Raw genomic sequence first — 25,755 nt, forward strand, 5'->3', positions numbered from 1 at the left:
CGGAACACTACCGAAGCCTCAGGCGGGCAGCGCTGAGGCGCGACGGGCACGGCCGGTGACGATGAGGTCGACGCTCAACACGATGAGCGCGAGCCACACGAGACCGAAACCGACCCAGCGCTCCGTGGGCATCGCCTCGTGCAGCACGAACGCGCCGAACACGAACTGCAGCACGGGGGTGAGGTACTGGATGAGCCCCATGTAGACGAGGGGCAGCCTGCGCGCGGCGGCCGCGAATGCGAGGAGCGGCAGCGCGGTGACGATGCCGGCGCTCAGCAGCAGCAGGCTGTGCCCAAAGCCGTGGCCGAAGGAGAGACCGGTGTCGAACTGCACGAAGACGAGCTGTACCACCGCGAGGGGGACGAGCCAGGACGTCTCCAGCGTGAGTCCACTCAGCGCATCGACCTGCGGACCGACCCGCTTCTTGACGAGGCCGTAGAGGCCGAAGGAGAACGCGAGGCTGAGGGCGACCCACGGGAAGGAGCCGTATCCGATCGCGAGGATGAGCACGGCGATTGCGCTGATGCCCACGGCCGCCCACTGCGCCATCCGGAGTCGTTCGCGCAGCAGCACGACCCCGAGCAGCACCGTCACGATCGGATTGATGAAGTAGCCGAGCGCGGTCTCGACCACGTGCCCGGCGAGCACGGCCCAGACGTAGACCTCCCAGTTGATGAAGATGAGCACGGCTGCGAGCGCGAGCATGAACAACTGGCGTGGCTGCCGCACGATGGCGCCGAGCGCCGGCCAGGTGCGCGTGATCGTGATGACGATCAGGCAGAACCCGAGCGAGAAGAGCACCCGCCAGTCGACGATCTCGAACGCACCGGCCGGGCGCAGCAGCAGAAAGTATGCGGGGAACGCGCCCCACATCGCGAAGGCGGCGACGGCGAAGAAGATGCCAGAGCGCTCGTGCGCGGATGCCGTGGCTGGGCTGGGTGTCGCTGGCGGCATCCTGAAAACGTTACTCCGTTCTTTCGGCCCCGAAGAACCACGAAGGCCCGCCCGGTTTCCCGGGCGGGCCTTCGGTGAAGAACTACTAGCGAACGACCACGGCGAGCACGTCGCGAGCGGACAGGACCAGCAGGTCCTCGCCGCCGTACTTGACCTCGGTTCCGCCGTACTTGGAGTAGATGACCTTGTCGCCAACCGCGATGTCGAGCGGAACGCGGTTGCCGTTGTCGTCGATGCGGCCTGGGCCTACCGCGACGACCTCGCCCTCCTGGGGCTTCTCCTTCGCGGTGTCAGGAATGACGAGACCGGAAGCAGTGGTCTGCTCGGCCTCGACCTGTTTGATGACAATGCGATCCTCGAGCGGCTTGATGGAGACTGCCACGTTGACCTCTTCTTTCTCAAAACTTCGAAAACTTGGGTTAGCACTCTCACTGCGAGTGTGCCAGAACTACTGTACCGGTCGATTAGCACTCTCGCAATCGGAGTGCCAGACTCCGCCGCGGGTCGCGCATCCGCTCACCCGTGTTTGCGGGGAGTGCCGTCGCGTGGGAGCGCTCCACTCCTTCATGCGGGAGATCGAGAGGGGACCAGAACAGGCAGAATGAGCGGATGGAGACGAGCGAGTTGGTCGAGTTGCTGACTGCCGATGGTCTGCGGCTGCTCGATTCGCTGCCGCCGTACGAGTCGACGACGGATGTGCTGCGCTCGGTCAGCGAGCTGCGCAAGGCCGGCCACTCGCCCGGCCTCGTCGCGAGCGTGCTCAGCCAGTCGAAGCTGCGGGCGCGCGCATCCGGGAAATTCGGCCCTTTCGCCGGCCGCATGCTGTTCACCGAGGCGGGGCTTGAGCAGGCGACCAGACTGCGGGTGGCCGCACTGCACGCGGGACGATTCCAGGCGGCCGGGCTGAGTCGCATCGCCGATCTCGGCTGCGGCATCGGGGCGGATGCGCTGGCCATGGCCGCGCTCGACCTCCAGGTCACCGCGGTGGAGATCGACGAGGTGACCGCGGCTATCGCCGCCTACAACCTGGCGCCGTGGCCGAATGCGGCCGTCGTGAACGCGGATGTCGCCGCGTTCCGCCCGGACGGCAGCAGCCACGCAGACCCGCTCGACGCGATCCCGGAGGCTTTCGACGGCGTGTACCTCGACCCCGCCAGGCGCGCGGCCGGCCATCAGCACAGCGCTCGCATCACCGATCCGGCCGACTTCTCCCCCTCGCTCGATTTCGCCTTCGCCCTCGCCGAGCGCGTTCCGACCGGCGTCAAGCTCGGGCCAGGCGTGGATCGGGAGCTGATTCCGAGCGACGCGGAGGCGCAGTGGATCTCGGTGGACCACGAGGTCGTGGAGCTGGGACTCTGGTTCGGCGCGGTCGCGAGGCCCCGCATCCGTCGTTCTGCTCTCGTGCTGGGAGATCACGGCACAGCCGAGCTCAGCGCCGATGCCGACAGCGAGGACGTGGAGACCGGCGAGCTCGGCGAATACCTCTACGAGCCAGACGGTGCCGTGATCCGCGCGCGCCTGATCGGGGAACTCGGACGAAGGCTCGGCGCGTCGATGGTGAGCGACGGCATCGCGTACCTGAGCTCCGGCACGGCGATCGAGACACCGTTCGCGAGCTGCTTCCGCGTTCTCGAGCAGTTTCCGTTCGACGAAAAGTTGCTGCGGCGCGAGCTGAGTGCGCGCGGCATCGGCAGGCTCGAGATCAAGAAACGGCGCGTGGATGTCGACCCGGCCCAGTTGCGCAAGCGCCTGTCCCCGAAGGGGCGCGCCTCAGCCACGCTCATCCTGACGCGTGTGGCGGGACGGCACGTGGCATTGCTGGCCGAGCGCGTCTGAGCGCGTCTGAGCGAACGGCACCCACAAGCACGCGCACCCGAAAAACATAGAGACCCGGGCCGATGGCCCGGGTCTCTCCATTCAGTTCGAGATCAGTACGAGTGGATCGATCCAGGTACCGACGCGAGGATCGCGATGCTCACAAAGAAGAGGATGAGCACGATCAGGCTGATGACGACGGCGACGAAACCGGCGATCACGCCGACGAGCCACATCCACTTCGGCGCGCCCGGTTCCTTGCCCTTGGCGATGAAACCGATGATGATCGCGGCGAGCGAGGCGAGGAAGCCGAGGATCGGCACCCAGCTGAAGACGAGGCCGGCGAGACCGAGGATGAAGGACGTGAGGCTGAGGGTCTGCTTGGGGCCCGCGCCGGGAGTCGGGGCGCCGTAGGGTGAGGCCGGCGGCGGGGTGGGTGCAGCAGGAATCTGATCGGACATAGCGAACTCCAGGATCGTAGGGAACATACATTCGGCGATGCAATAGTGACAGCCACCCGAAGGGGTGTCAATCCACCCGCGGCCTGTGTCGAAAGGCCGTTCAGGCCTGAATTGCGGTCACCGGGAGGGTGGAGTCGGCCGGGAAGTCGAGCGCGGACGGCGGGTACCCCGCCTCCACGAGTTGGGCGGCGAGCGCCGCAATCATTGCGCCATTGTCGGTGCACAGCGACAGCGGCGGGATGCGCAGGTCGACGCCCGCGGCGGCGCACCGCTCTTCGGCCAGCTGGCGCAGTCGGGCGTTGGCAATGACTCCGCCGCCGAGCAGCAGGCGCGGCACCCCGAGGTCGGCGCAGGCCGCGAGAGCCTTGCTGAGGAGCACGTCGGCGACGGCCTCGCGGAAGCCGGCCGCGACATCCGCCATGGGCACTTCTTCGCCCGCGTCGCGCAGCTTCTCGACGTACCTGGCAACCGCCGTCTTCAGGCCCGAGAACGAGAAGTCGTAGCGGTGTTCGGCGAGGTCCTTGGGCTTTGAGAGCCCGCGTGGGAAACGGATGGCGGCGGGGTCGCCGCCGACCGCCGCGCGATCGATCTGCGGTCCGCCGGGGTAGGGCAGCCCAAGCAGTCTCGCGACCTTGTCGAAGGCCTCGCCCGCCGCGTCATCGATGGTCTCGCCGAGCAGTTCGACGTCGGAGACGAGGTCGCGCACGAGAAGCAGCGAGGTGTGACCGCCGGAGACGAGGAGCGCGACCGTCGGATACTCGATCGGGCCGGCCGTCGAGAGCACGTCCGCGCCGACGTGGCCGACGAGGTGATTCACGGCGTAGAGAGGCTTGTCGAGTGCCACGGCGAGCGCCTTCGCAGCGCCAACACCCACCATGAGCGCGCCAGAGAGACCGGGCCCGCTCGTCACGGCGATCGCGTCGAGCTGCTGCAGTGTCACGCCCGCCTCGGCGAGCGCAGCCTCGAGCGTCGGCGTCAGCGCCTCGAGGTGGGCCCGGGCGGCGATCTCAGGAACCACGCCGCCATAGCGAGCGTGTTCCTCCATGGATGACGCGATGACATTCGCGAGCAACTCGCGCCCCAGCACGATGCCCACTCCGGTCTCGTCGCAGCTCGTCTCGATGCCGAGCACGAGCGCACTCATGCGCCCACCGCGGGCCGCAACACGGGTTCGGGAATGTCGAGTTTCATCACGATGGCGTCCACATTGTCTGGTTGGTAGTAGCCGGGCCGCTCGGCGATGGCAGCGAAGCCGAGGCTCTCGTAGAGCCGCTGGGCGCCGGCGTTATCGGCGCGCACCTCGAGGAACACCCGGCTGGCCCCGCGCGTCCGCGCCTCCGCGACGAGAGACCGGATGAACGTGCGACCGAGGCCGCCTCGCCTCGCGGATTCCGCCACGGCGATCGTCTGGATCTCGCCGTCGTGAGCGCCTCGCGGGGCGAGCAGTCCGGCGTAGCCGACGATGTTCGCATCGTCCAGCCGCTCGGCGACGAGATAGTAGGTGTGGGCGCTCGCAAGCTCGGAGCGCATGCTTTCGGGCGACCAGGCATCCGTGGTGAAGATGCTCGTCTCGAGCAGCATGATCGCGTCGAGATCGGCGGGCGTTGCGCGTCGCAGCTGCCAGGTCATCCGGTCACCCGCTTCGGGCCCGCGGAGAGGGTGACGTCGGGCGAGCGCAGGTAAAGCGCATCTTTGCCGGCGAACGGGCGGCCGTGCAGGTACATGGCCTCGGCGAGCAGACCGAGGGATGCCGCGGAGACCAGGTTCCCTTCGACAAGCTCAGGGAACGAATGGGCCGCGGTCGCTGAGCCTGGGCTCACAGCGCCGGTTCCGAACGATTCGGAGAATCGGGCGGCCGTGCCGGTGGGGAGCGAAGCGGCGTCGCCGGCCCCGCGGTAACTCTCGAACCCCGGCACCTCGGTCGCGAGGTTCTCGGGGCGCGCGAGTCCCGGCCCCGACGCCCGCACCGGCAGCCCGAGCTCGTCGGCGCCGCTGTACGTGGACCAGTAGACCTCCCTGCGACGCGCATCCGTCACGACAAGCAGGGGACCGCTGTCCCCGGCGGCGTAGCGCTCGAAGGCGATCGCGTCGTGGCTCACGATCCGCACGACGGGCTTACCCGCGCCGAGCGCGAAGGCCTGCGCAGCCGCGATGCCGACCCGCAGTCCTGTGAACGGACCTGGCCCCATGCCCACGGCTACACCGGATAGGGCGGTTACCGGGACATCCGCCTCTCTCAGGCACTCGGCGATCAACTCGCCAATGACTTCGGCATGCCGGCGCGTGTCGGCTTCTCCCCGTTCGGCGAGCACGCCGCGCTCACGGTCGACGACGGCGACACTCGTTCCAGCCGAGGTATCGATCGCGAGAAGCACCCCTCAAGTATCCCCGCTCGCGCCGGTCGCCGCTGTCGCCCGGCGTCGGAAGGTGCTGCGAGGATGGCAGCATGCGCGACGACCTCTTCCCGATCCGCGAGGTGACGTGCCCGCCGGGGTCCGAGCTCGACCGCTCGAGGTGGCCCTGCACGATCCCGGCGGTTCGCCAGCTTCTCGACGACGGTCTCGAACTCGGCCAGGCGACGATTCTCGTCGGGGAGAACGGATCGGGAAAGTCGACGCTCGTCGAGGCCATCGCGGGTGCCTTCGGTCTCTCGCCGGAGGGAGGCTCGACGGGCGCGCGCCTGTCCACCCGGCCGAGCGAGTCGGAGTTGCGGGAGCACGTGACCCTCGTGCGCAATGCCGGCGCCACGCGCCGCGGGTACTTCCTGCGAGGCGAGACCGCCCACGGTCTCTTCACCTATCTGGAGCAGAACCCGGGGCAGGGGCCGGAGCCCGTCTTCCACGAGCTTTCGCACGGCGAATCATTTCTGTCGCTCGTCGAGTCGAAGTTCCGGGGTGTGGGGTTCTGGGTGCTCGATGAGCCCGAGGCTGCGCTGTCGTTCAACGGATGCCTGCGGCTGGTGCGGATGCTCGCCGAGGCTCTCGAAGACGGCCGCTCGCAGGTGATCATGTCGACCCATTCGCCGGTGCTCGCCGCGCTGCCCGGCGCGACCATTCTCGAGGTCGGCGACTGGGGGTTCCGCCCGACGCCGTGGACGGAATCGGAACTCGTGATGAGCTGGCGCTCGTTCCTTGCCGCCCCGCAGCGGCACATCCGCGGCGGAGAGCGTTAGAGAGAGCCGGGGCCTGCGTCAGGATGCGAAGGAGACGCCCGCCCAGCGAGCACCGTGAGCGGTGATCGTGACCTCCCGCGGCTCCGGCACATCGTCATCCGCTTCGTCAAACTCGGCCGGGGCGTCGCCGCCGGTCGGCCGCGCTATCGACAGCTCGAGCCAGTCCTCGGTGAGTCCGTCGAGCATCCCGGCCGCCCATTCCACGACGACGATGGATGCCGCATAGTCGATGTCGAGATCGTCCAGTTCCGCGGGGCTCGACAGCCGGTACGCGTCGACGTGCACGAGAGGTGGCTCCCCGGAGTCGCGCTGGTGGGTGCGCGCAAGCACGAAGGTGGGACTCGTCACCGTGCCGCGCACGCCGAGCGCGGCTCCGAGACCGCGGGTGAGCGTCGTCTTGCCGGCGCCGAGCTCTCCGTTGAGCGCGACCAGGTCACCGGCGCGCAGTTCGGCCGCAATGCGCGCCCCGAGCACCGCCATGTCTTCCGGCGTGGCGATCGTCATCGTGGTCATGAGCGGTACCTGCGCTCGATGCGCCTGCCGAGCCTGCACACGATCTCGTGGTTGATGGTGCCCGCGGCGGCCGCCCAGTCGTCCACGCTCGGCACGCCGGTGGCCGGGTCGCCGAACAGCACGGCGCGGTCGCCCATGGCCACGACATCCGCGTCGGAGCCTAGGTCGAGCACGAACTGGTCCATCGCGATGCGACCAGCGACGCGGTAGGTGCTGCCATTGATCAACACGGGCGCGCTGCCGGATGCCGAGCGCGGAATCCCGTCACCGTAGCCGATCGGCACGAGCGCGAGAGTACTGTCGACCGCGGTGCGATAGGCGTAGTCATAGGAGATGCCCGAACCGGCCGGAACGTGCTTGACCGCGGCGATCTGAGCGGTCAGTTGCATCGCGGGGCGAAGGCCGAGCGCCACCGAGGTGACGTCGTCGAAGGGTGACAGTCCGTACATCCCGATGCCGAGTCGCACCATCGAGAAGCGTGCCTCGGGCCGTCGAAGCGTCGCCGCGGTCGACGCGATGTGCAGGAGCTCAGGCGTGAGGCCGGCGTCCCGGGCGAGCTCGATCGCCTGCTCGAAGGCCTCGACCTGCGCACGATCCTCGGCCTCACCCGCGTTCGCGAGGTGACTCCAGATGCCTCGCACCCGCAGCCGGCCGCGCCGTTCGTGATCCGCCGCGGCCTCGAACAGCTCTCGCCACTGCGGCCGGTCCGCGCCGTTGCGGCTCAGGCCGGTGTCGACCTTGAGATGAACCGAGGCGATGCCGGATGTCGCGGCCACCCGGTCAAGCTGCTCACGATAGCTGACACCGATATCGATTCCCGCGGCGACCGCGCCCTCGAAGTCCTGCCCGGGAGGGTGCAGCCAGGCGAGCAGCGGGGCGTCGATGCCGGCGTCGCGAAGCTCGCCCGCCTCCGTGAGGTCGGCGACGCCGAGCCACTCCGCACCGCTGTCGAGCGCGGCGCGCGCAACGCGCACCGCTCCGTGTCCGTAGCCGTTCGACTTGACCACGGCCATGACGATCGCTCCACCGGCGGCCTCCCGCAACAACCGAACGTTGTGAGCGATGGCGCCGAGGTCAACGAGCGCCTCGCGGAACGGGCGTTGCTCGCCCGTCACGGCAGGCTCTCCGCGATCACGTAGGCGATCGCCACTCCGGCATCGTGGCTCATCGACAGGTGCATGGTCGTGATTCCGCGCTCGGCCACCACATCCGCGAGCTCGCCCGTGATCGAAAACGACGGGTTTCGCTGTCCGTCCGAGACCACCTGGATGTCGTGCCAGTGCACCCCGGCGGCGCTTCCGAGCGCCTTGATGAGGGCCTCCTTCGCGCCGAAGCGCGCGGCCAGTGAACGCAACGGACGCTCACGATCGCCATCCATCCGTTCGCTCTCAGCGAACAGGCGCGGGAGGAGCTTGGGCGTGCGGTCGGCGGCTCGCTCGAACCTGGCGATGTCCACCACGTCAACCCCGATGCCGACGATCACCGCGTTACTCCACGGTCACGGACTTGGCCAGATTGCGCGGCTGGTCAACATCGAGGCCCTTGGCCGCCGCGAGCTCCATCGCGAAGATCTGCAGCGGCGCCACAGCAAGCAGTGGTTCGAACAGGGTGGAGGCGAGCGGGATCACGATCACCTCGTCGGCGTATGGCAGCACCGCGACGTCTCCCTGCTCTGCGATCGCGAGCACGCGAGCACCACGAGCACGAATCTCCTGGATGTTCGAGACGACCTTCTTGTGCAGGGAGTCGGTGGCTCGCGGGCTCGGCACGATGACGAACACGGGCTGACCGGGCTCGATCAGCGCGATCGGGCCGTGCTTCAACTCGCCGGCGGCGAAGCCCTCGGCGTGGATGTACGCGAGTTCCTTGAGCTTCAGGGCCCCCTCGAGCGCAACCGGATAGCCCGCGTGGCGACCGAGGAAGAGCACCGAGCGCGCGTCGGTCATCCACCCCGCGAGTTGCTTGATGGCGTCGTGCTGCTCGAGCACCGTCTCGAGCTGCGCGGGCAGGGCCTGCAGCTCGCCGGCCAGACCCGAGATCTCGCCCGCCGAAAGCGTGCCGCGCACGCTCGCCAAGTGCAGGCCGAGCAGGTACAACGCGGCTACCTGGGCGACGAACGCCTTGGTGGAGGCCACGGCGACTTCGGGCCCCGCGTGCGTGTAGATGACGGCATCGGACTCACGGGCGATCGTCGCACCCTGCGTGTTGCAGATCGAGAGCGTGCGCGCACCGCCGTCAATGGCGTACTTGACCGCCATCAACGTGTCCATGGTCTCGCCCGACTGGCTGATCGAGACGACGAGGGTGCGCGCGTCGATCACGGGGTCGCGGTAGCGGAACTCGTGCGAGAGCTCGACCTCCACGGGAATCCGTGCCCACTTCTCGATGGCGTACTTGCCGAGCATGCCGGAGTATGCGGCGGTTCCACAGCCCAGGATGACGACCCGGTCGATCTCGCGCAGCGCGTCGTCGAGGCCGTCGAGTTCGCTCAGCGTCACGGCGCCGTCCACGACCCGGCCGAGCAACGTCTTCGCGATAGCCTCGGGCTCCTCGCTGATCTCCTTCGCCATGAAGCTCGACCAGCCGCCCTTCTCGGCGGCGGCGGCATCCCAGTCCACGGTGAACTCTTCTGCGACGACGGGCACGCCGTCGAAGTCGGTGACGGTCACGGCATCCGCGGTGATGGTCACGATCTGGTCCTGGCCGATCGCCACGCCGCGGCGGGTGTGCTCGACGAAGGCCGCGACATCCGAGCCGAGGAAGTTCTCGCCGTCGCCGAGCCCGATCACGAGCGGTGAATTGCGGCGTGCGCCGACCACCACACCGGGCTGGTCCTTGTGCAGCACGAGCAGGGTGAATGCGCCGTGCAGTCGGCCGACGACGTTGCGCAGGGCCTCCGACAGGTCGCCCGTCTTCTGGTATTCGAGGCCGACGAGCAGGGCCGCGACCTCGGTGTCGGTCTCGCTCGTGAACACGGTGTCGGGGTGCGCGGCGAGCAGTTCGGCCTTGAGCTCGGCGAAGTTCTCGATGATGCCGTTGTGGATGAGCGCGAGCTTGCCGTTGTCGCCGAGGTGCGGATGCGCGTTCTGGTCGTTCGGTCCGCCGTGCGTCGCCCAGCGGGTGTGCCCGATTCCCGTGCCGCCCTCGACGATCGGGGATGCCGCAAGATCGTCGGTGAGCACGTGAAGCTTGCCTGCACGCTTGCGCGTGTGCAGGCCGCCCTCGTCGTCGATGACGGCGATGCCGGCGGAGTCGTAACCGCGGTATTCGAGCCGGCGTAACCCGCCCAGGAGCACCTCGACGCTTCTGTTGGTTCCGACGTAGCCCACGATTCCACACATGGAACAAGATTCTACGGGGCGAGCGTGCGGCGAGGCTGCGAGCACGCACTACGCTGGTGACCTATGTCTGAGCGTGGGGCGAATGCTGCGGGCAACGGGCACACCACCCCGTTCGTCGAGATCGATCGCGCACGCTGGGCGGAACTCGCGCCGACGGCCGCGCTGCCCCTCACGCCCACCGAGATCATTGGCATCCAGGGTCTTGGTGACCGACTCGATCTGCGCGAGGTCACCGAGGTCTACATGCCGCTGAGCCGGCTCCTGAACCTCTACGCGGCTGGCGCCCGCAGGCTTCATCGCGCGACGAGCGAGTTTCTCGGGCAGCAGTCATCCGGCACGCCCTTCGTCATCGGTGTCGCGGGCTCCGTGGCGGTCGGCAAGTCCACCGTTGCACGCCTGCTGCGGGAACTCCTCGCCCGCTGGGACGACACCCCCCGGGTCGAGCTCGTCACGACCGACGGATTCCTGCTCCCGAATGCCGAACTCCAGCGCCGCGAGCTCATGGAGCGCAAGGGATTTCCGGAGTCCTACGATCGTCGCGCCCTCCTGCGTTTCGTCAGCGAGGTGAAGAGCGGCGCCGAGGAGGTGCGCGCCCCGTTCTATTCGCACCTCAGCTACGACATCGTCAAGGACGCGGAGATCGTCGTGCGTCGGCCAGACGTGCTCATTGTCGAGGGGCTCAACGTGCTGCAGCCGCCCACCGACGGACGCGGGCTCGCTGTCAGCGACCTCTTCGACTTCACGATCTATGTCGACGCCAGAACCGCGGATGTCGCCAACTGGTACGAGGAACGCTTCCTCAAGTTGCAGCGCGGTGCGTTCGCCAACCCCAAGTCGTACTTTCACCGCTACGCCTCCCTCAACGAAGCGGAGGCCAGGGCCAAGGCCCGCGACATCTGGCATCGCATCAACGAGCCCAACCTGCTGCAGAACGTGCTGCCGACCCGGTCGCGCGCCGACCTCGTGCTGCGCAAGGACGCCGACCACACGGTCAGCAGCGTCCTGCTGCGCAAGCTCTAGCAGGCGGTCGCTGAGCCTCCCCAGTCGCTGAGCCTGGGCCCACACCGCCGGTTCCGAACGATTCGGAGAACCGGGCGGCCGTACCGGTGGGGGCCCAGGCTCAGGGAACGGGCAGCTCTACAGCGCGAGCTGCCCGCGCACGACCGCGGCGAGCGAGTGCGCCAGCCGGTCCGCGGTGTCCTGGTCTGCAGCCTCGACCATCACGCGCACGAGCGGCTCGGTTCCGGATGCCCGCAGCAGCACGCGCCCGGTGTCGCCGAGCTCTGCTTCCGCCGCCTTCACCGCAGCCTCCACCGTCTCATCCGTGTGCACCCTGCTGCGGTCGACACCGCGCACGTTCACCAGGATCTGCGGGTACACCGTCATCACCGAGGCGAGCTCGGCGAGCGACTTTCCCGTGCGCGCCATCTCGGAGGCGAGGTGGAGGCCCGTGAGAATGCCGTCGCCGGTGGTCGCGAACTCGCTCATGATCACGTGACCCGACTGCTCACCGCCGAGGGCGAGCCGCTTCTCGTTGAGCGCCTCGAGCACGTAGCGGTCGCCCACGGCGGTCTGCAGCACGGTGATGCCGTGCTGCTCCATGGCGACGCGCAACCCGAGGTTGCTCATCACCGTGGCGACGAGCGTGTTGTCGGTGAGTGTGCCGCGCTCTTTCATTGCGAGCGCGAGCACGGCCATGATCTGGTCGCCGTCAACGACGCGGCCGAGGTGGTCGACCGCGAGACACCGGTCGGCGTCGCCGTCGTGCGCGATGCCGAGGTCTGCACCGTGCTCAACGACGGCCGCGGCGAGCTGGTCGAGGTGCGTGGAGCCGACGCCGTCGTTGATGTTGTAGCCGTCCGGTTCGGCGCCCAGTACGGTGACCTTGGCACCCGCGAGGCTGAACACCTCGGGTGAGACGCCCGAGGCCGCGCCGTGCGCACAGTCGAGCACCACATGGAGTCCATCGAGACGATGCGGGAGGGTCGAGACGAGGTGCAGCGTGTAGCGATCTTCCGCGTCCGCGAACCGGCGGATGCGTCCGACCTCCACGCCCGTGGGCGCCAGCTTCGGCTCGCCCAGCGCCGCCTCGATGCGGTCTTCGACCACATCCGGCAGCTTGGTGCCACCGACGGCGAAGAACTTGATGCCGTTGTCTGGCGCCGGATTGTGCGACGCCGAGATCATCACGCCGAAGTCGGCCTTGAAGTCACCCACGAGGAAGGCAAGCGCCGGTGTCGGGATGACGCCGGCGTCGTAGATGTCGACGCCGGAACTCGCCAGCCCCGCCGCGACCGCGGAGGAGATGAACTCCCCCGACACTCGTGGATCGCGAGCGACGACCGCGACCGGACGACGCCCGGACGCGCGTCGGCCGTCGGCCACCCTGCCCTTGCCGAGCACGACGGCCGCGGCCTGCGCGAGACCGAGCGAAAGCTCGACCGTCAGGTCGTGGTTCGCGAGTCCGCGAACGCCATCCGTTCCGAAAAGACGCGGCATGTCAGCTGCTGCCAGCTACGACGCCGAATTAACGCTTCGAGAACTGCGGAGCCTTGCGAGCCTTCTTGAGTCCGGCCTTCTTGCGTTCCTTCACTCGCGCGTCGCGGCTGAGGAAGCCGGCCTTCTTGAGCGAGGAACGGTTGTTCTCCTCGTCGATCTGGTTGAGCGAGCGAGCAATGCCGAGGCGCAGCGCGCCGGCCTGGCCGGAGGGGCCACCGCCGGTGATGCGAGCGATGACGTCGTAGCTGCCGAGCAGGTCGAGCACCTTGAACGGGTCGTTGATGAGCTGCTGGTGCAGCTTATTGGGGAAGTACTCGGCGAGCTCACGGCCGTTGACCGTGAAGTTGCCGGAGCCCGGGGTGATGCGCACGCGAGCGATGGCCTGCTTGCGACGGCCGACGGCCGCACCGGGAACGTTGAGCACCGCGCGCGGAGCCTTGACGGCGGCCTCGGCCGGCGTCTCGGTCGAGTAGCTGCCGGTCTCGGTGTCGATGGAGCCAGCGCCCTCGAGTGAATCTGCGATCTTCGCCATTATCTGGAAATCCTTTTGAGTTCTTGGCGCGCTACTGCGCGACCTGGCCGAGGGTGTAGGTCTTGGGCTGCTGTGCAGCGTGAGGGTGCTCTGCGCCTGCGTAGACCTTGAGCTTGGTGAGCTGGGCGCGGCCGATCGAATTCTTGGGGAGCATGCCGCGCACGGCCTTCTCGACCGCGCGGGCCGGGTGCTTCTCGAGCATTTCGACGTAGGTCTCGGAGCTGATGCCGCCCGGGTAACCCGAGTGGCGGTACGCCCTCTTCTGCGTGAGCTTGGCGCCGGTCAGGGCAATCTTCTCGGCGTTGATGATGATGACGAAGTCGCCCATGTCCATGTGCGGAGCAAAGGTTGCCTTGTGCTTGCCGCGGAGCAGGGTCGCCGCGTGGCTCGCCAGACGGCCGAGAACGACGTCGGTTGCGTCGATGATGAGCCAGTCACGCTGGACATCATCGGGCTTCGGAGAAAAGGTGCGCGTCACAGTAGTGCTGCTTTCTTGTCGACATGAGGTGATCGTGAATCCCACTCCGTTGCGTGTTCCGCGAAGAGTGTCGCGGAACCCCATCGATGGAGGGCTCAAGTTCGGGTGACGCGCCAGGAAAGCGCAGGCACCAAGGGTCAAGATTAGCCGACGATGGCTGGCAGGGTCAAACCCGTGCGTCGTGCCCGCGTCTGTTCCGCGCGGGCGGCTAGTTCGGCATCCGCGGGGTAGCCGAGTTCGACCAGGGTGAGTCCCTTCGCGGGCACGACCTTGAACTCGCTCGTGCGCGTAAGTTCGTCGCGAAGCAAGACGAGCCGCTCGGGCGAGAGCTTGCCCTCCCCCACCGCAAGCGTCGCGCCGACGAGCGCGCGCACCATGCTGTGGCAGAACGCGTCGGCCTTCACCTGCGCGACGAGCACGCCATCGGCCCCGCGCATCCAGTCGAATTCCTGAAGCGTGCGGATGGTCGTCGCCCCGACGCGCGGCTTGCAGTACGACGCCCAGTCGTGCAGGCCGAGCAGTGAGCCCGCCGCCGCGCGCATGAGCTCGAGATCGAGCTCTGCCGGATACCACAGGGTGCGGTTGCGCTCGAGCGGATTTCGGGGCCCGCTCGTGTCGGAGACGCGGTATTCGTAGCGGCGCCACACCGCGGAGAAGCGCGCGTCGAATCCCGGCGGGGCGACGGATGCGCGAGTGACGTAGACGTCGCTGTTGAGCCCGGCGATTCCGTTGAGGCGGCGCTGGAGTGCGGCGGGGCCATCCGGTCTGGCGGCCTTGCCCTTGGCACCGCCACGGTCAGACCGCACGAGACTCTCGAACTGGGCGCTCGTGAGGTCAAGGTGCGCGACCTGGTCGAGTGCGTGCACGCCGGCATCCGTGCGACCAGCGACGGTGAGCGTCGGCGCTGGGCCGAATCGACCGAAGACGGTCGCGAGCGCGGCCTCAAGTTCACCCTGCACAGTGCGGAGCCCCGGCTGCTTAGCCCAACCGAGAAAGTGCGTTCCCTCGTAGGCGATATCGAGTCGGATGCGGACGGGCGCGGCGGTCAGATCAGCCGATTCGATGAGTTCTCCTGCGCGATCGGCCACGGGTTAAACAGTAGGCCACAGCGCCCTCTCAGGTACCGGGTCGTCGAGTTGACCTTGGGGACGGGGGAAGTCAGCATGGACGTTGGTCCTCCCATGAAAACTCCCTCTCGCGCCGCATCAGGCACCGCATCCACGGCACCGGCGGCTCCGGCGCCGACCGATCGCGGCATCGCCGGGACGCGAATCGCCGGCCTCGATGGGCTCCGGGCGTTCGCGGTGCTGGTGGTCATCCTGTACCACCTCACCCCCGGCGAGGTCGTGGGCGGCTACCTCGGTGTCGACGTCTTCTTCGTCATCAGCGGCTTCCTCATCACGGCCCTGCTGCTGCGCGAGAAGGCCTCGACCGGCACCATCCGTCTCGGTTATTTCTGGCGCAGGCGCGCGCGCAGGTTGCTGCCCGCGCTTGCCGTGCTCGTACTCGCCTGCTGCTCAGCGGCATGGGCGATCGGCGGCAACGTGCTGGTCGACCTCGGGCGGCAGGTGCTCGGTGCAGCCACCTTCAGCAGCAACTGGCTGGCCATCGCGGGGCACAGAAGCTACTTCGACGACACCGCCCCCGAACTGTTCCGCAACCTCTGGTCGCTCGCCGTCGAGGAGCAGTTCTACCTCGTCTGGCCGCTCGCGATCCTGGCATTGGTGCTCGTGAAGAAGCGGTGGCTGAGGCTCGCCATCGTAGGGGCACTCGGAGCCGCCTCGGCCCTCGGGATGGCGCTCGTCTACCTGCCGGGTGCCGACGCCACTCGCGTGTACTACGGCACAGACACCCACAGCTTCGGGCTCGCGGCCGGTGCCGTTCTCGCGGTGCTCAGCCAGCGGTGGTCGTCACTGCCGCTGTGGTGGTCGCACACGTCACGATGGCTGCTACCCACGCTCGGCATGCTCGGACTGGCCGGCCTCACGGCGGCCGCCATCCTCATGCCCGCGGATGCCCCGCTCGTGTACCAGGGCGGTCTTGCGGTCGTCGCCGTGCTCACCCTCGTGACCATCACGGGTGCCTTCGTGCCCGGGTCCTGGCTCGGCCGCGCGCTCGACCTGCCGCCGCTGCGCTGGATCGGCGAGAGGTCGTACGGCCTCTACCTCTGGCACTGGCCGGTGTTCGTGCTCGTCGTCGCCGCACTGCCGCGCTGGCCGCGGCTCGGCGCAGCCGGCTGGGCGCTCGGCGGCATCGCGCTCGCCATCACCACGGTCGCGGCCGCGCTCTCCTATCGTTTCGTCGAGCAGCCGATTCGCCGTCGGGGCTTCCGCGCGACGTTCACGACGGTGTTCACCGGATGGCCGAGTGCGGCGCGGCCACGCCTGGCGCGGGCCGCGGGCATTCTCGCGACCGTTCTCGTCATCGCCGGTGCGGGCGTCGGCACCGCGACCGCGCTGAGCGGCGACCCGGGGCAGAGCGATGCGGAGGTGCAGATCGCGCGCGGGCAGCACGCGATCGACCAGAAGCGGTCCGAGCCCGTGCCGACACCCACGCCGAACGCTCCGGCGCCCCTCCCCGGGGGCGACCAGATCACAGCGATCGGCGACTCGGTCATGCTCGCCTCGGCCGGCGGGCTGCAGCAGACCTTCCCGGGCATCCGGATCGACGCCGTCGTGTCGCGGCAGATGTCGCAGCTGCCCTCTATCATCGAGGGCATGAAGGCCGCGGGTTCGCTGCGCCCGATCATCATTGTCGGGCTCGGCACGAACGGACCGATCGATCGAAGCTCCCTGGACGCCGCGCGCTCGATGATCGGCCAGAGCGCGCAGCTCGTACTCGTCAACGTCCAGGCACCGCGCGGCTGGACGGACGGCGTCGACGCAACGCTCTCTCGCTACGCACAGCAGTATCGCGACGTCGAGCTCGCCAATTGGCGCGACGCCATCTCCGGGCAGTTGAACCTGCTCGCCCGCGACCAGATCCATCCCGGCAGTCGCGGCGGCGAGATCTACGCGGGTGTCATCAAGGATGCGCTCCAGCGTCTCGCCGAACTGCCACCCCTGCTCGGACCGAACGACTACGGCCTCGCACCGACCCCGCTCTGAGCACGGTCGGTGGCCGTTGCGCCACCCCTCGACGCGCGCAGCGCGAGCGACAAAGATCGAAGGATGACAACGCCAGCCCCCGGTTCGATCTCACCCATGCTCGCCAAGGCGATCGATACGGTGCCCGCGCCGGACTCGGTCGAGGGCGGGCTCGCCTACGAGCCCAAGTGGGACGGCTTCCGCGCCATCATCTACGTCAACGGCGACGACGTGCAGATCGGCAGCCGGGGTGCGAAGATGCTCACCCGCTACTTTCCCGAGCTCGTGGATGCCTGTTCCCGGCTTCTGCCCGAACCCTGCGTGCTCGACGGCGAGATCATCGTTCGCACGGGCGCCGCAGGTCACGAGCGCCTCGACTGGGAGGCTCTGAGCCAGCGCATCCACCCGGCCGAGAGCCGCATCACGCGCCTCTCTACCGAGACGCCGGCGGCGTTCGTCGCCTTCGACCTGCTCGCGCGCGGCGACGAATCGCTACTGTCCACGCCGTTCGAACAGCGACGGGCCGCGCTGGAGGAGCTCATGGCGGGCGTGGGCGCTCCGCTGTACATCACGCAGACGAGTCGGGATGTCGAACTCGCGAAGCAGTGGCTGGTGGACTTCGAGGGGGCCGGCCTCGATGGCGTCGTGTCCAAGCCGCTCGACGCGAGCTACGCCGAGGGCAAGCGCACGATGCTCAAGACCAAGCATCATCGCACCGCGGATGTCGTGGTGGTCGGGTACCGCATCCACAAGAGCGGCGCAGGCGTCGGCTCGCTGCTGCTCGGCCTCTACAACGCCGACGGGGAACTGCAGAACGTCGGTGGGGCATCCGCGTTCTCGGATGCGCGACGGCTTGAGCTGATCGACGAGCTCGAGCGCCTCGTGGTGCGAGACGAGTCCGGCGAACCGGTCAGGGGCGAGACCGAGCGCAGCCGCTTCTCCGGAAGCAAGGATGTCTCGTACGTTCGACTCACACCGACTCTGGTGGCGGAGGTGCGCTACGACCAGATGGAGGGCTCACGCTTTCGGCACACGGCGCAGTTCTTTCGCTGGCGGCCGGACCGCGACGCGCGATCCTGCACCTTCGAGCAGCTCGAGAAGCCGATCGCCTACGACCTCGACCGCGTGCTGCTCTAGAACAATCAGTCGGGCTTGCGGGCTCGGCTCGGCTGCACGCGCGGCGGCTCTCCAGGCATCTTCGGATAGTCGGGCGGGAACGGTAATTCGCCGAGGCCGTTCGCGAGGTCGCGCTGCCACCACTCGAGCAGAGTGTCGATCGTGCCGGGCTCGGCGCCGAAGTTGGCCCATGGGTCGCCCGTCGCCTTGAGCCGCTTCGGCACGGTGACGACGGTGAACTCGCGCGGGTCGGCGCCCTCCAGTTCGTCCCACTCGAGCGGGGTGGATACCGGGGCGTGTGCGAGGGCTCGCGGGCTGTACGCGCCCGCCATCGTGCGGTCGCGGTTCGCCTGGTTGAAGTCGACGAAGACGCGCTCGCCACGCTCCTCCTTCCACCACGCCGTCGTGACCTTCTTCGGCATCCGTCGTTCTAGTTCGCGAGCTGCTGCGATCACGGCGTGCCGAACATCCTGGAACTCGTGGGTCGCCTCGATCGGCGCGAACACGTGCAGGCCGCGGTTGCCGGATGTCTTGACAAAAGCGGTGAGGCCCGCCTCGGCGAGCACCGTGCGCAGCTCGAGCGCCGCGGGGATCGCGTCGTCGAAGTCGGTGCCGGGCTGCGGATCGAGGTCGATGCGCAGCTGGTCCGGATTGTCGGAGTTCTCGGCGCGCGAGGGCCAGGGGTGGAAGACCACCGTGTTCATCTGCGCGGCCCAGACCGCGGCGGCGGGTTCGTCGAGAACGAGCTGCGGATGCGAGCGGGCGCTCGGGTAGACGACGGTCACCGACCGCACGTACTTCGGTGCGCCCTTCGGCGGGTTCTTGGAGAAGAACTGTTCGCCGTCGATGCCGCCCGGGAACCTCTGCAGCGAGACCGGTCGGTCGCCATTCGCGGCGATGAACGCATCGCCCACGTCGATGAGGTACTGGGCCAGATCGAGCTTCGTCAGTCCGGGCTCCGGCCAGAGCACCCGCTCCGGATGCGAGATCCGCACCTCACGCTCGCCCACCGTCAGCACAACCGCGTCGTCTGCCATCCGTCAACGCTACCCGCTGCTGCTCCGATTTCGCCGAGCGTGAACGCAGGAAGGGCCCCACTCGATGAGCGGGGCCCTTCCTGTACAGACTGTGCTGAGCGCTACTTGGCGTCCTCGGCGGGAGTCTCCTGAGCCGTGACCTCTGCGGTCTCGGCGTCGATCGCCTCGGCCTGCTCCGGCGTCTCGACGACGTCCTCGGCGGGAGTGGCGGTCTCGGGAGTCTCGTCAGCGACGACCTCCGCGGCAGCGTCCTCAGCGGGAGCCTCCTCGACCGGAGCAGCCTTGGCGGGCTTCTCGGCCTTGGCCCCTTCGGCAGACTCAGGACGGCGCTTCGGCTTGGCGTTCACGGGCTCGAGAACGAGCTCGATCTGCACCATGGATGCGTTGTCTCCCTTGCGGAAGCCGAGCTTGGTGATCCGGGTGTAGCCGCCGTCGCGCTCGGCGACGAGGGGTGCGATCTGCGTGAACAGCTCGTGCACGACGGTCTTGTCACCAATCACGCCGAGAACGCGACGACGAGCGTGCAGGTCTCCGCGCTTGGCAAAGGTGATGAGCCGCTCGGCGACCGGACGCAGGCGCTTGGCCTTCGTCTCCGTCGTCTTGATGCTCTTGTGGGTGAACAGCGCGGCGGCGAGGTTCGCGAGCATCAGGCGCTCGTGAGCCGGACCTCCACCGAGGCGCGGACCCTTGGTTGGCGTTGGCATGGTTTTTCTCCAGAATCAGATGGTCGTGGGCGTCGAGATCGACGAGCCCTAGTTGTTCTCGTCGGCGTCGTCGTACCCGCTGTAGAAGTGCGCGCCGTCAAACCCAGGAACGGTGTCCTTGAGTGAGAGGCCCATCTCCACGAGCTTGTCCTTGACCTCATCCACCGACTTCTGACCGAAGTTGCGGATGTTCATGAGCTGCGTCTCCGACAGGGCGACCAGTTCGCTCACGGTGTTGATGCCCTCGCGCTTGAGGCAGTTGTAGCTGCGCACCGAGAGGTCGAGGTCTTCGATCGGCATGCTGAGCTCGCTCGAGAGCACGGCGTCGACGGGAGCCGGGCCGATCTCGATGCCCTCGGCAGCGGAGTTCAACTCGCGTGCCAGGCCGAACAGCTCGGTCAGGGTGCGACCGGCGGATGCGATGGCGTCACGCGGGGTGATCGCCGACTTGGTCTCGACATCCACGACCAGGCGGTCGAAGTCGGTGCGCTCACCGGCACGAGTCGCCTCGACGCGGTAGGTCACCTTGAGCACGGGCGAGTAGATCGAGTCGATCGGAACCTGGCCCGCCTCGCTGAACTCGCTGCGGTTCTGCGACGCCGAGACGTAGCCACGGCCACGCTCGATGGTCAGCTCGAGCTCGAACTTCGCCTTGTCGTTCAGCGTGGCGATGAGCAGCTCGGGGTTGTGGATCTCGACACCGGCGGGAGCGGAGATGTCCGCGGCGGTCACCTGGCCGGCACCCGTCTTGCGCAGGTACGCGGTGATCGGCTCGTCGTGCTCGCTCGAGACGACGAGGCCCTTGATGTTCAGGATGATCTCGGTGACATCTTCCTTCACGCCGGGCACGGTGCTGAACTCGTGCAGCACGCCGTCGATGCGGATGCTCGTCACGGCGGCACCCGGGATCGAGGAGAGCAGGGTACGGCGGAGCGAGTTGCCGAGGGTGTAACCGAATCCGGGCTCAAGCGGCTCGATGATGAACCGCGAACGGAACTCGGAGATGTTCTCTTCGGTCAGAGTGGGACGTTGTGCAATGAGCACTGTTGTTTCCTTTCGGCAAAGTGTCCGCTATATGACACTTGTGGGGAGTTCAAACTATTGAGTTGTGAAAAGTTCCGGACCAGGTCGCGGGCGAATCAGTACGCCGGTCGAGCTTGTCGAGACCTCGCCGACGACTGATCGCGGGCGGATTTCGACGGGCTCAATAGGCGGACGAAATTAGACGCGGCGGCGCTTCGGCGGACGGCATCCGTTGTGAGCCTGGGGCGTCACGTCGGTGATCGAGCCGACCTCCAGGCCGGCGGCCTGAAGCGAACGGATCGCAGTCTCGCGCCCCGAGCCCGGTCCCTTGACGAAGACGTCGACCTTCTTCATGCCGTGCTCCTGCGCCTGGCGAGCGGCCGACTCTGCCGACATCTGCGCGGCGTAGGGGGTCGACTTGCGCGAACCCTTGAAGCCCACGACGCCTGACGACGACCAGCTCAGAACGGCGCCGGTCGGGTCGGTGATGGTGACGATGGTGTTGTTGAACGTCGACTTGATGTGGGCCTGGCCCACGGCGATGTTCTTCTTCTCTTTGCGACGCGGCTTGCGAGCGGCCGACTTAGGTGCTGCCAATGTATTCTCCTAAAAATTATGGCGATGACGGTGGGAGTTACCCAGCGCCTATCGGGCCTTCTTCTTGCCGGCTACGGTGCGCTTCGGGCCCTTACGGGTGCGAGCGTTGGTCTTGGTGCGCTGGCCGTGCACGGGCAGCCCCTTGCGGTGACGGATGCCCTGGTAGCTTCCGATCTCGACCTTGCGGCGGATGTCCGCTGCGACCTCACGACGAAGGTCACCTTCTACCTTGAAGTTGCCTTCGATGTAGTCGCGAAGAGCGATGAGTTGGTCATCGCTGAGGTCCTTGACGCGGATCTCTCCGCTGATGTCGGTGTCGGCGAGGGTCTTCAGCGCCCTCGTGCGGCCAACTCCGTAGATGTAGGTCAGTGCGACTTCAACGCGCTTATCGCGCGGAATGTCAACGCCGGCTAGACGTGCCATGGTGGCTTCTCCTGGATATGAGTGGAGGTCTGTAGCGGAACCTGTACACCGGCCTCCAACCGATGGTGTCCCCCGCTTGTGCGAGTTCTGGTGCTGCTATTTATTCGTATTCAGTTGTGGTGGCCCGCGGATTGAGCCTGTCGAAATCTCACGGAGCGTAACTCGCTGTGAGGTCTCGACAGGCTCGACCAGCGGTACGACTTAGCCCTGGCGCTGCTTGTGACGCGGGTTGGACTTGCAGATGACCATGACGTTGCCGTTGCGACGGATCACCTTGCAGTGCTCGCAGATGGGCTTGACGCTGGGGTTGACCTTCATTGTGTTTCCTCTTACTCACTGTCTTCGTACCCGTGGAGTGCCACGGGCCGTTACTTTCCAGCCGGATGCGCGGGGCGCATCCGTTCACGTCACTACTTGTAGCGGTAGACGATGCGGCCCCGGGTCAAGTCGTAGGGGCTCAGCTCCACGATCACGCGGTCCTCAGGGAGGATGCGGATGTAGTGCTGACGCATTTTGCCCGAAATGTGGGCAAGCACGCGGTGGCCGTTGGTCAGCTCAACGCGGAACATCGCGTTGGGCAGAGCTTCGACTACTGCGCCCTCGATCTCGATGACACCGTCTTTGTTGGCCATAGCCTCTTCGTCGCTAAAAGTTGTGAATACTGGTCGTGCGTTGGATTGCGGCGTCAGTCATCCCGACAATCGCGAGTCGATGATTGCTGATCGAACTACCTGATCCGGGAAATGGCGGCATGACAAATGCAGACCGCAGACACCAAGGATCAATCCTATGGGATGACGCGCTATTTCGCCAAGCCCGCATCTATAATCGCGCGGCGCTTCGCCGAAGGCTGAAAGCCCGCGTCCTTCGCCGTCAGGATTGTGCGTCTCTCACAACGGCGACGACGTCCGCGTAGATGGCGTCCCCGGGTTCGAGACCGGTCACCTGGGTGGTGAAGACCTCCGCGCTGAGCGTGCCGAGCTGGTGCAGCATCGAGACGCTCTCCGCATCGCCCGGCATGTCGAAGCGCAGCGCGGCGCCGATTGCACGCAACAGGGCGGCTGGATGAACTCCCTGCTCTGCGAGGCCCAGTGCGGGGCGGATGAATCGCTCGTGCCTGCTCAGCTTTCTCAGCGGCGAGCGACCGACCCGCTCCGGGGTGTCTGGCAGGTAGGGATTGGCGAAGCGAGCGAGGTTCTTGCGGATGTAGGCCTGCTGCACCTCGGACTCGAACTCGTGCTTGGCGACGAGCAGTTCCTTGGTCTCACTGAGCACGGCCTGCACCTCGGTGAGCACCTCCGGGATGCGCATGGCCTCCGCGATGGTCGCTGCCCCGTGCAGGAAGCCGTGATACGCGAGCGTTGCGTGGCCGGTGTTCACCGTGAAGAGCTTGCGCTCGATGTACGGTGCGAGATCGTCGACGAAGTGCGCGTCGGGGATCACCGGCAGGGCGCCGCCGAACGGGCCGCTCTCGATCGCCCACTCGAAGAACTCCTCGACGGTCACGTCGAGGCCGTCTCCGCGGTCCTGCGCGGGGACGATCCGATCGACCGCAGTGTTGGCGAAGATCGCGTCGTCGATGAGCACGGTGCGCCCGCTCGTCTCCAGCGACTTCTGCACCTCGGCTCGCAGCAGATCGGTCGCGCTGATGGCGTTCTCGCAGGCCATCACCTGCAGTGCGGGCAACGAGGCGTCGCGCTCGGCGATTCCGGCCGCGATGAGCGGAGCGACGAAGCGAAGGATGCTGGGGCCGACCGCCGTGGTGACGATGTCGGCCGTGGCGATCTCGGCCACGACATCCGCCTCGTTGGTGCCGCTGTTGAGAGCCCGGTAGTTGCTCACGGTGCGCGTGCGCGGGTTATTGCCCACCTCGTGCACCTCATAGCTCGGCGTGCTCGCCAGCGCGTCGATGACGGCCGCATCCACGTCGGCGAAGACCACCTCGTACCCGGCGTCGTGCAGCACGAGTCCGATGAAGCCACGGCCGATGTTACCCGCGCCGAAGTGCACAGCTTTCATCAGTTGTTCACCTCGTCGAGGATCGCCAGAATCGCTGCTTCGCCCGGGGCATCCAGAAGCTTCTGCACCTCGTCCTCATCGCTGAAGATGAGGGCGATCTTCGACAGGATCTCCATGTGGCCGTTGTCCTTGCCTGCGATGCCGACGACGAAACGCACCTCGTTGCCGTCCCAGTCAATTGGCTCGGTGTAGCGCACGAACGAGAGCGCGGATGCGAGGATCGTGTCCTTGCCCTCGTTCGTGCCGTGCGGGATCGCCAGGAAGTTGCCCATGTAGGTGGAGGTCAGCGCCTCCCGCTGCATCATGTAGTCGACGTACTCCGCGGTGACGGCGCCAGCCTTCAGGAGGATCGCGCCGGCCTCCCGGATCGCATCCTCCTTCGTGCTCGCCGATCCCGCAGCCTTGATCTGCTCTGGCTCCAGTACGTTCTGGCTCATGATGTCCCTCTACTTCTTCCTGGCGTCCGCTCGTTCTACCTAGTGTCGCGCCATTTCGACCACGTCGTCGTACTTCGGGCTTGCCATGAAGTTGTCGACGGAGACGTGAACGGCGTTCGGATTCTTCTGCCTCGCCCGATCGGTGAGCGTGTTCTGCGTGACGATCAGGTCTTCGCTGCCGTCGAGGTTCGCGATCGACTTATTCGTCACCGTCACCCCTTCGATGCCGGCCTTCTTGATCTTGTTGCGCAGAACGGTCGCACCCATGGCGCTCGATCCCATCCCGGCGTCACAGGCGAAGACGATGTTCTCGATCTTCGTCGCCGTTGCCACACCGCTCTCGCTCTGAACGCCGAGCAGGTTGCCGACGCGGCTGTCGCCACCCTTGTTCATCTCGTTCTTGGCGACGGCCGCGGCAAGCGCGTCGTCTCCCGCAGCGAGCGCCTCGAGGTCACGCTTGCGCGAGGCCCTGAGGATGAGCGCAGAGATCAGGAACGAGACGAGTGCCGCACCGACGACCGACAGGATGACGCCGAGGTAGCTGTCCCTCGAGGTCTGGAAGAGGATCGCGAAGATGCTTCCCGGCGATGCGGGTGCAACCAGTCCGGTGCGGAAGGCGGCGTTGATCGCGACACCGGTCATGCCTCCACCGATCGCGGCGAAGATCAGCATCGGCTTCATCAGCACGTACGGGAAGTAAATCTCGTGAATACCACCGAGGAACTGGATGATGATCGCGCCCGGTGCGCTGGCCTTCGAGATACCGACACCGAAGAACATGAACGCGAGCAGGATGCCCACGCCGGGTCCGGGGTTCGCCTCGAGCAGGAACAGGATCGACTTTCCGGTCGCCTTGGACTGCTCGATTCCGAGCGGGGTCAGGATGCCGTGGTTGATGGCGTTGTTCAGGAACAGCACCTTGCCCGGCTCGATGAAGATGCTCGCGAGCGGAAGCAGGCCGTTGTGCACGAGGAACTCGACCGCCGCTCCCAGCACGTTGCTGAGGCCCGTGACCACCGGGGCGATTCCGAAGAACGCGCCGAGCGCCAGTCCGAAGGCGAGGATGCCCGCGGAGAAGTTGTCGACGAGCATCTCGAAGCCGGCGCGGATCTTGCCCGCCCACAGCTTGTCCATCTGCTTGGTCAGCCAGGCCGCAAGCGGACCGACGATCATCGCACCGATGAACATCGGAACCGGGCTGCCGACGATGACACCCATCGTTGCGATCGACGCCACCACGCCCCCGCGAACGCCGTAGACCATGCGGCCACCGGTGTTGGCGATCAGGAGCGGCAGGAGGTAGGTGATCATCGGGCCGACGAGGCCCGTGGGGGCGACGGCCTTGGGGTCATCGGTGAAGCCTCCCAGAAGGCCGTTTGGCGCCCATCCGGTCTTGATGAACAGCGCCGTGATGATGCCCCACGCGATGAACGCCGCGAGGTTCGGCATGATCATGCCGCTGAGGAAGGTACCGAAGCGCTGCACGCGGACCCGTGCGCCGCCACCGGTCTTCTCTGCCGGTAGGTTTGACGTCGTCGTCATGGTTTC

At 67.1% G+C, this 25,755-nt stretch carries 29 protein-coding genes; 5 read left to right on the forward strand and 24 right to left on the reverse strand.

The window, feature by feature from the left end; genetic code table 11:
* Window positions 1–18: 18 nt before the first annotated feature.
* Together rarD and groES are read right to left on the reverse strand one after the other, a co-directional pair.
* On the reverse strand, window positions 19–954 hold the full coding sequence (gene rarD / locus ABUA37_RS08470) for an EamA family transporter RarD (protein WP_349898722.1): 936 nt from the start codon (window positions 952–954) through the stop codon (window positions 19–21).
* 85 nt (window positions 955–1,039) lie between these two features.
* Complete coding sequence (gene groES / locus ABUA37_RS08475; RefSeq protein WP_325516914.1) at window positions 1,040–1,336, reverse strand: co-chaperone GroES; 297 nt, start codon at window positions 1,334–1,336, stop codon at window positions 1,040–1,042.
* A 227-nt stretch (window positions 1,337–1,563) separates the two neighbouring features.
* On the opposite strand from groES, the gene ABUA37_RS08480 reads away from it, so the two are divergent.
* Window positions 1,564–2,790, forward strand: coding sequence for a THUMP-like domain-containing protein (locus tag ABUA37_RS08480; RefSeq protein ID WP_349898723.1), 1,227 nt, complete (start codon window positions 1,564–1,566; stop codon window positions 2,788–2,790).
* A 92-nt stretch (window positions 2,791–2,882) separates the two neighbouring features.
* On the opposite strand, the gene ABUA37_RS08485 is transcribed toward ABUA37_RS08480, so the two are convergent.
* The 4 genes from ABUA37_RS08485 to tsaB form a co-directional block, all read right to left on the reverse strand.
* On the reverse strand, window positions 2,883–3,230 hold the full coding sequence (locus ABUA37_RS08485; RefSeq protein ID WP_349898724.1) for a hypothetical protein: 348 nt from the start codon (window positions 3,228–3,230) through the stop codon (window positions 2,883–2,885).
* A gap of 100 nt (window positions 3,231–3,330) precedes the next feature.
* Window positions 3,331–4,374 carry a tRNA (adenosine(37)-N6)-threonylcarbamoyltransferase complex transferase subunit TsaD gene (gene tsaD, locus ABUA37_RS08490; protein WP_349898725.1) on the reverse strand — a complete coding sequence of 348 codons (1,044 nt, stop codon included), beginning with the start codon at window positions 4,372–4,374 and terminating at the stop codon, window positions 3,331–3,333.
* Window positions 4,371–4,859, reverse strand: a complete 489-nt coding sequence (gene rimI, locus ABUA37_RS08495) for a ribosomal protein S18-alanine N-acetyltransferase (RefSeq protein WP_349898726.1) — start codon at window positions 4,857–4,859, stop codon at window positions 4,371–4,373. Before rimI ends, tsaD begins: the two co-directional genes overlap by 4 nt.
* Window positions 4,856–5,605 (reverse strand): tRNA (adenosine(37)-N6)-threonylcarbamoyltransferase complex dimerization subunit type 1 TsaB, encoded by a 750-nt coding sequence (gene tsaB / locus ABUA37_RS08500; RefSeq protein WP_349898727.1) that lies wholly within the window; start codon window positions 5,603–5,605, stop codon window positions 4,856–4,858. The genes rimI and tsaB overlap by 4 nt, the downstream gene beginning before the upstream one ends.
* A gap of 71 nt (window positions 5,606–5,676) precedes the next feature.
* Between tsaB and ABUA37_RS08505 the strand changes: the two genes are divergently transcribed.
* Window positions 5,677–6,402: an AAA family ATPase gene (locus ABUA37_RS08505; protein ID WP_349898728.1), complete on the forward strand. Its 726-nt coding sequence runs from the start codon at window positions 5,677–5,679 to the stop codon at window positions 6,400–6,402.
* Between the two features lie 18 nt (window positions 6,403–6,420).
* Here the strand turns inward: ABUA37_RS08505 and tsaE are convergent, their stop codons facing one another.
* The 4 genes from tsaE to glmS are packed head-to-tail and all read right to left on the reverse strand — an operon-like array spanning window position 6,421 to window position 10,256.
* Window positions 6,421–6,915, reverse strand: a complete 495-nt coding sequence (gene tsaE / locus ABUA37_RS08510) for a tRNA (adenosine(37)-N6)-threonylcarbamoyltransferase complex ATPase subunit type 1 TsaE (protein ID WP_349898729.1) — start codon at window positions 6,913–6,915, stop codon at window positions 6,421–6,423.
* Complete coding sequence (alr, locus tag ABUA37_RS08515; RefSeq protein WP_349898730.1) at window positions 6,912–8,030, reverse strand: alanine racemase; 1,119 nt, start codon at window positions 8,028–8,030, stop codon at window positions 6,912–6,914. Before alr ends, tsaE begins: the two co-directional genes overlap by 4 nt.
* Window positions 8,027–8,398, reverse strand: coding sequence for a holo-ACP synthase (locus ABUA37_RS08520; RefSeq protein ID WP_349898731.1), 372 nt, complete (start codon window positions 8,396–8,398; stop codon window positions 8,027–8,029). Before ABUA37_RS08520 ends, alr begins: the two co-directional genes overlap by 4 nt.
* Window positions 8,399–8,402: 4 nt before the next feature.
* Entirely contained in the window at window positions 8,403–10,256 is a 1,854-nt protein-coding gene (gene glmS, locus ABUA37_RS08525; RefSeq protein ID WP_349898732.1) for a glutamine--fructose-6-phosphate transaminase (isomerizing), read from the reverse strand.
* 63 nt (window positions 10,257–10,319) lie between these two features.
* Here glmS and coaA point away from each other — a divergent pair, with 63 nt between their 5' ends.
* Complete coding sequence (coaA, locus tag ABUA37_RS08530; protein ID WP_349898733.1) at window positions 10,320–11,276, forward strand: type I pantothenate kinase; 957 nt, start codon at window positions 10,320–10,322, stop codon at window positions 11,274–11,276.
* 117 nt (window positions 11,277–11,393) lie between these two features.
* Here the strand turns inward: coaA and glmM are convergent, their stop codons facing one another.
* The 4 genes from glmM to truA all read right to left on the reverse strand — a co-directional run bounded on the left by glmM (window position 11,394) and on the right by truA (window position 14,853).
* Window positions 11,394–12,755 (reverse strand): phosphoglucosamine mutase, encoded by a 1,362-nt coding sequence (glmM, locus tag ABUA37_RS08535; RefSeq protein ID WP_349898734.1) that lies wholly within the window; start codon window positions 12,753–12,755, stop codon window positions 11,394–11,396.
* 28 nt (window positions 12,756–12,783) lie between these two features.
* A complete protein-coding gene (gene rpsI / locus ABUA37_RS08540) occupies window positions 12,784–13,287 on the reverse strand; it encodes a 30S ribosomal protein S9 (protein ID WP_349898735.1) in 504 nt (167 codons plus the stop codon).
* 31 nt (window positions 13,288–13,318) lie between these two features.
* Window positions 13,319–13,765, reverse strand: coding sequence for a 50S ribosomal protein L13 (gene rplM, locus ABUA37_RS08545; protein ID WP_349898736.1), 447 nt, complete (start codon window positions 13,763–13,765; stop codon window positions 13,319–13,321).
* Between the two features lie 143 nt (window positions 13,766–13,908).
* Window positions 13,909–14,853 (reverse strand): tRNA pseudouridine(38-40) synthase TruA, encoded by a 945-nt coding sequence (gene truA / locus ABUA37_RS08550; protein WP_349898737.1) that lies wholly within the window; start codon window positions 14,851–14,853, stop codon window positions 13,909–13,911.
* Between the two features lie 93 nt (window positions 14,854–14,946).
* Between truA and ABUA37_RS08555 the strand changes: the two genes are divergently transcribed.
* Together ABUA37_RS08555 and ABUA37_RS08560 are read left to right on the forward strand one after the other, a co-directional pair.
* Window positions 14,947–16,872 (forward strand): acyltransferase family protein, encoded by a 1,926-nt coding sequence (locus ABUA37_RS08555; protein ID WP_349898738.1) that lies wholly within the window; start codon window positions 14,947–14,949, stop codon window positions 16,870–16,872.
* Between the two features lie 63 nt (window positions 16,873–16,935).
* Window positions 16,936–17,988 (forward strand): ATP-dependent DNA ligase, encoded by a 1,053-nt coding sequence (locus tag ABUA37_RS08560; protein WP_349898739.1) that lies wholly within the window; start codon window positions 16,936–16,938, stop codon window positions 17,986–17,988.
* A 5-nt stretch (window positions 17,989–17,993) separates the two neighbouring features.
* On the opposite strand, the gene ligD is transcribed toward ABUA37_RS08560, so the two are convergent.
* The 10 genes from ligD to ABUA37_RS08610 all read right to left on the reverse strand — a co-directional run bounded on the left by ligD (window position 17,994) and on the right by ABUA37_RS08610 (window position 25,749).
* Entirely contained in the window at window positions 17,994–19,004 is a 1,011-nt protein-coding gene (gene ligD, locus ABUA37_RS08565) for a non-homologous end-joining DNA ligase (RefSeq protein ID WP_349898740.1), read from the reverse strand.
* Window positions 19,005–19,105: 101 nt separating this feature from the next.
* The gene (rplQ, locus tag ABUA37_RS08570; RefSeq protein ID WP_349898741.1) at window positions 19,106–19,708 is read right to left on the reverse strand and encodes a 50S ribosomal protein L17; all 603 of its coding nucleotides are present in this window, start codon (window positions 19,706–19,708) and stop codon (window positions 19,106–19,108) included.
* A gap of 48 nt (window positions 19,709–19,756) precedes the next feature.
* A complete protein-coding gene (locus ABUA37_RS08575; protein ID WP_349898742.1) occupies window positions 19,757–20,752 on the reverse strand; it encodes a DNA-directed RNA polymerase subunit alpha in 996 nt (331 codons plus the stop codon).
* A gap of 177 nt (window positions 20,753–20,929) precedes the next feature.
* Window positions 20,930–21,328, reverse strand: coding sequence for a 30S ribosomal protein S11 (rpsK, locus tag ABUA37_RS08580; protein WP_325516626.1), 399 nt, complete (start codon window positions 21,326–21,328; stop codon window positions 20,930–20,932).
* Between the two features lie 48 nt (window positions 21,329–21,376).
* Window positions 21,377–21,751 carry a 30S ribosomal protein S13 gene (rpsM, locus tag ABUA37_RS08585; RefSeq protein WP_349898743.1) on the reverse strand — a complete coding sequence of 125 codons (375 nt, stop codon included), beginning with the start codon at window positions 21,749–21,751 and terminating at the stop codon, window positions 21,377–21,379.
* 201 nt (window positions 21,752–21,952) lie between these two features.
* The gene (gene rpmJ / locus ABUA37_RS08590; protein WP_325516628.1) at window positions 21,953–22,069 is read right to left on the reverse strand and encodes a 50S ribosomal protein L36; all 117 of its coding nucleotides are present in this window, start codon (window positions 22,067–22,069) and stop codon (window positions 21,953–21,955) included.
* A gap of 92 nt (window positions 22,070–22,161) precedes the next feature.
* On the reverse strand, window positions 22,162–22,383 hold the full coding sequence (gene infA, locus ABUA37_RS08595) for a translation initiation factor IF-1 (protein ID WP_325516630.1): 222 nt from the start codon (window positions 22,381–22,383) through the stop codon (window positions 22,162–22,164).
* Window positions 22,384–22,624: 241 nt separating this feature from the next.
* Window positions 22,625–23,770, reverse strand: a complete 1,146-nt coding sequence (locus tag ABUA37_RS08600) for a mannitol-1-phosphate 5-dehydrogenase (protein ID WP_349898744.1) — start codon at window positions 23,768–23,770, stop codon at window positions 22,625–22,627.
* On the reverse strand, window positions 23,770–24,207 hold the full coding sequence (locus tag ABUA37_RS08605) for a PTS sugar transporter subunit IIA (protein WP_349898745.1): 438 nt from the start codon (window positions 24,205–24,207) through the stop codon (window positions 23,770–23,772). The genes ABUA37_RS08600 and ABUA37_RS08605 overlap by 1 nt, the downstream gene beginning before the upstream one ends.
* Window positions 24,208–24,246: 39 nt before the next feature.
* Window positions 24,247–25,749 carry a PTS mannitol transporter subunit IICB gene (locus ABUA37_RS08610; RefSeq protein ID WP_349898746.1) on the reverse strand — a complete coding sequence of 501 codons (1,503 nt, stop codon included), beginning with the start codon at window positions 25,747–25,749 and terminating at the stop codon, window positions 24,247–24,249.
* Window positions 25,750–25,755 lie beyond the last annotated feature (6 nt).

The organism is Parafrigoribacterium soli (assembly GCF_040227235.1).
GTDB classification, from domain to species: domain Bacteria; phylum Actinomycetota; class Actinomycetes; order Actinomycetales; family Microbacteriaceae; genus Parafrigoribacterium_A; species Parafrigoribacterium_A soli.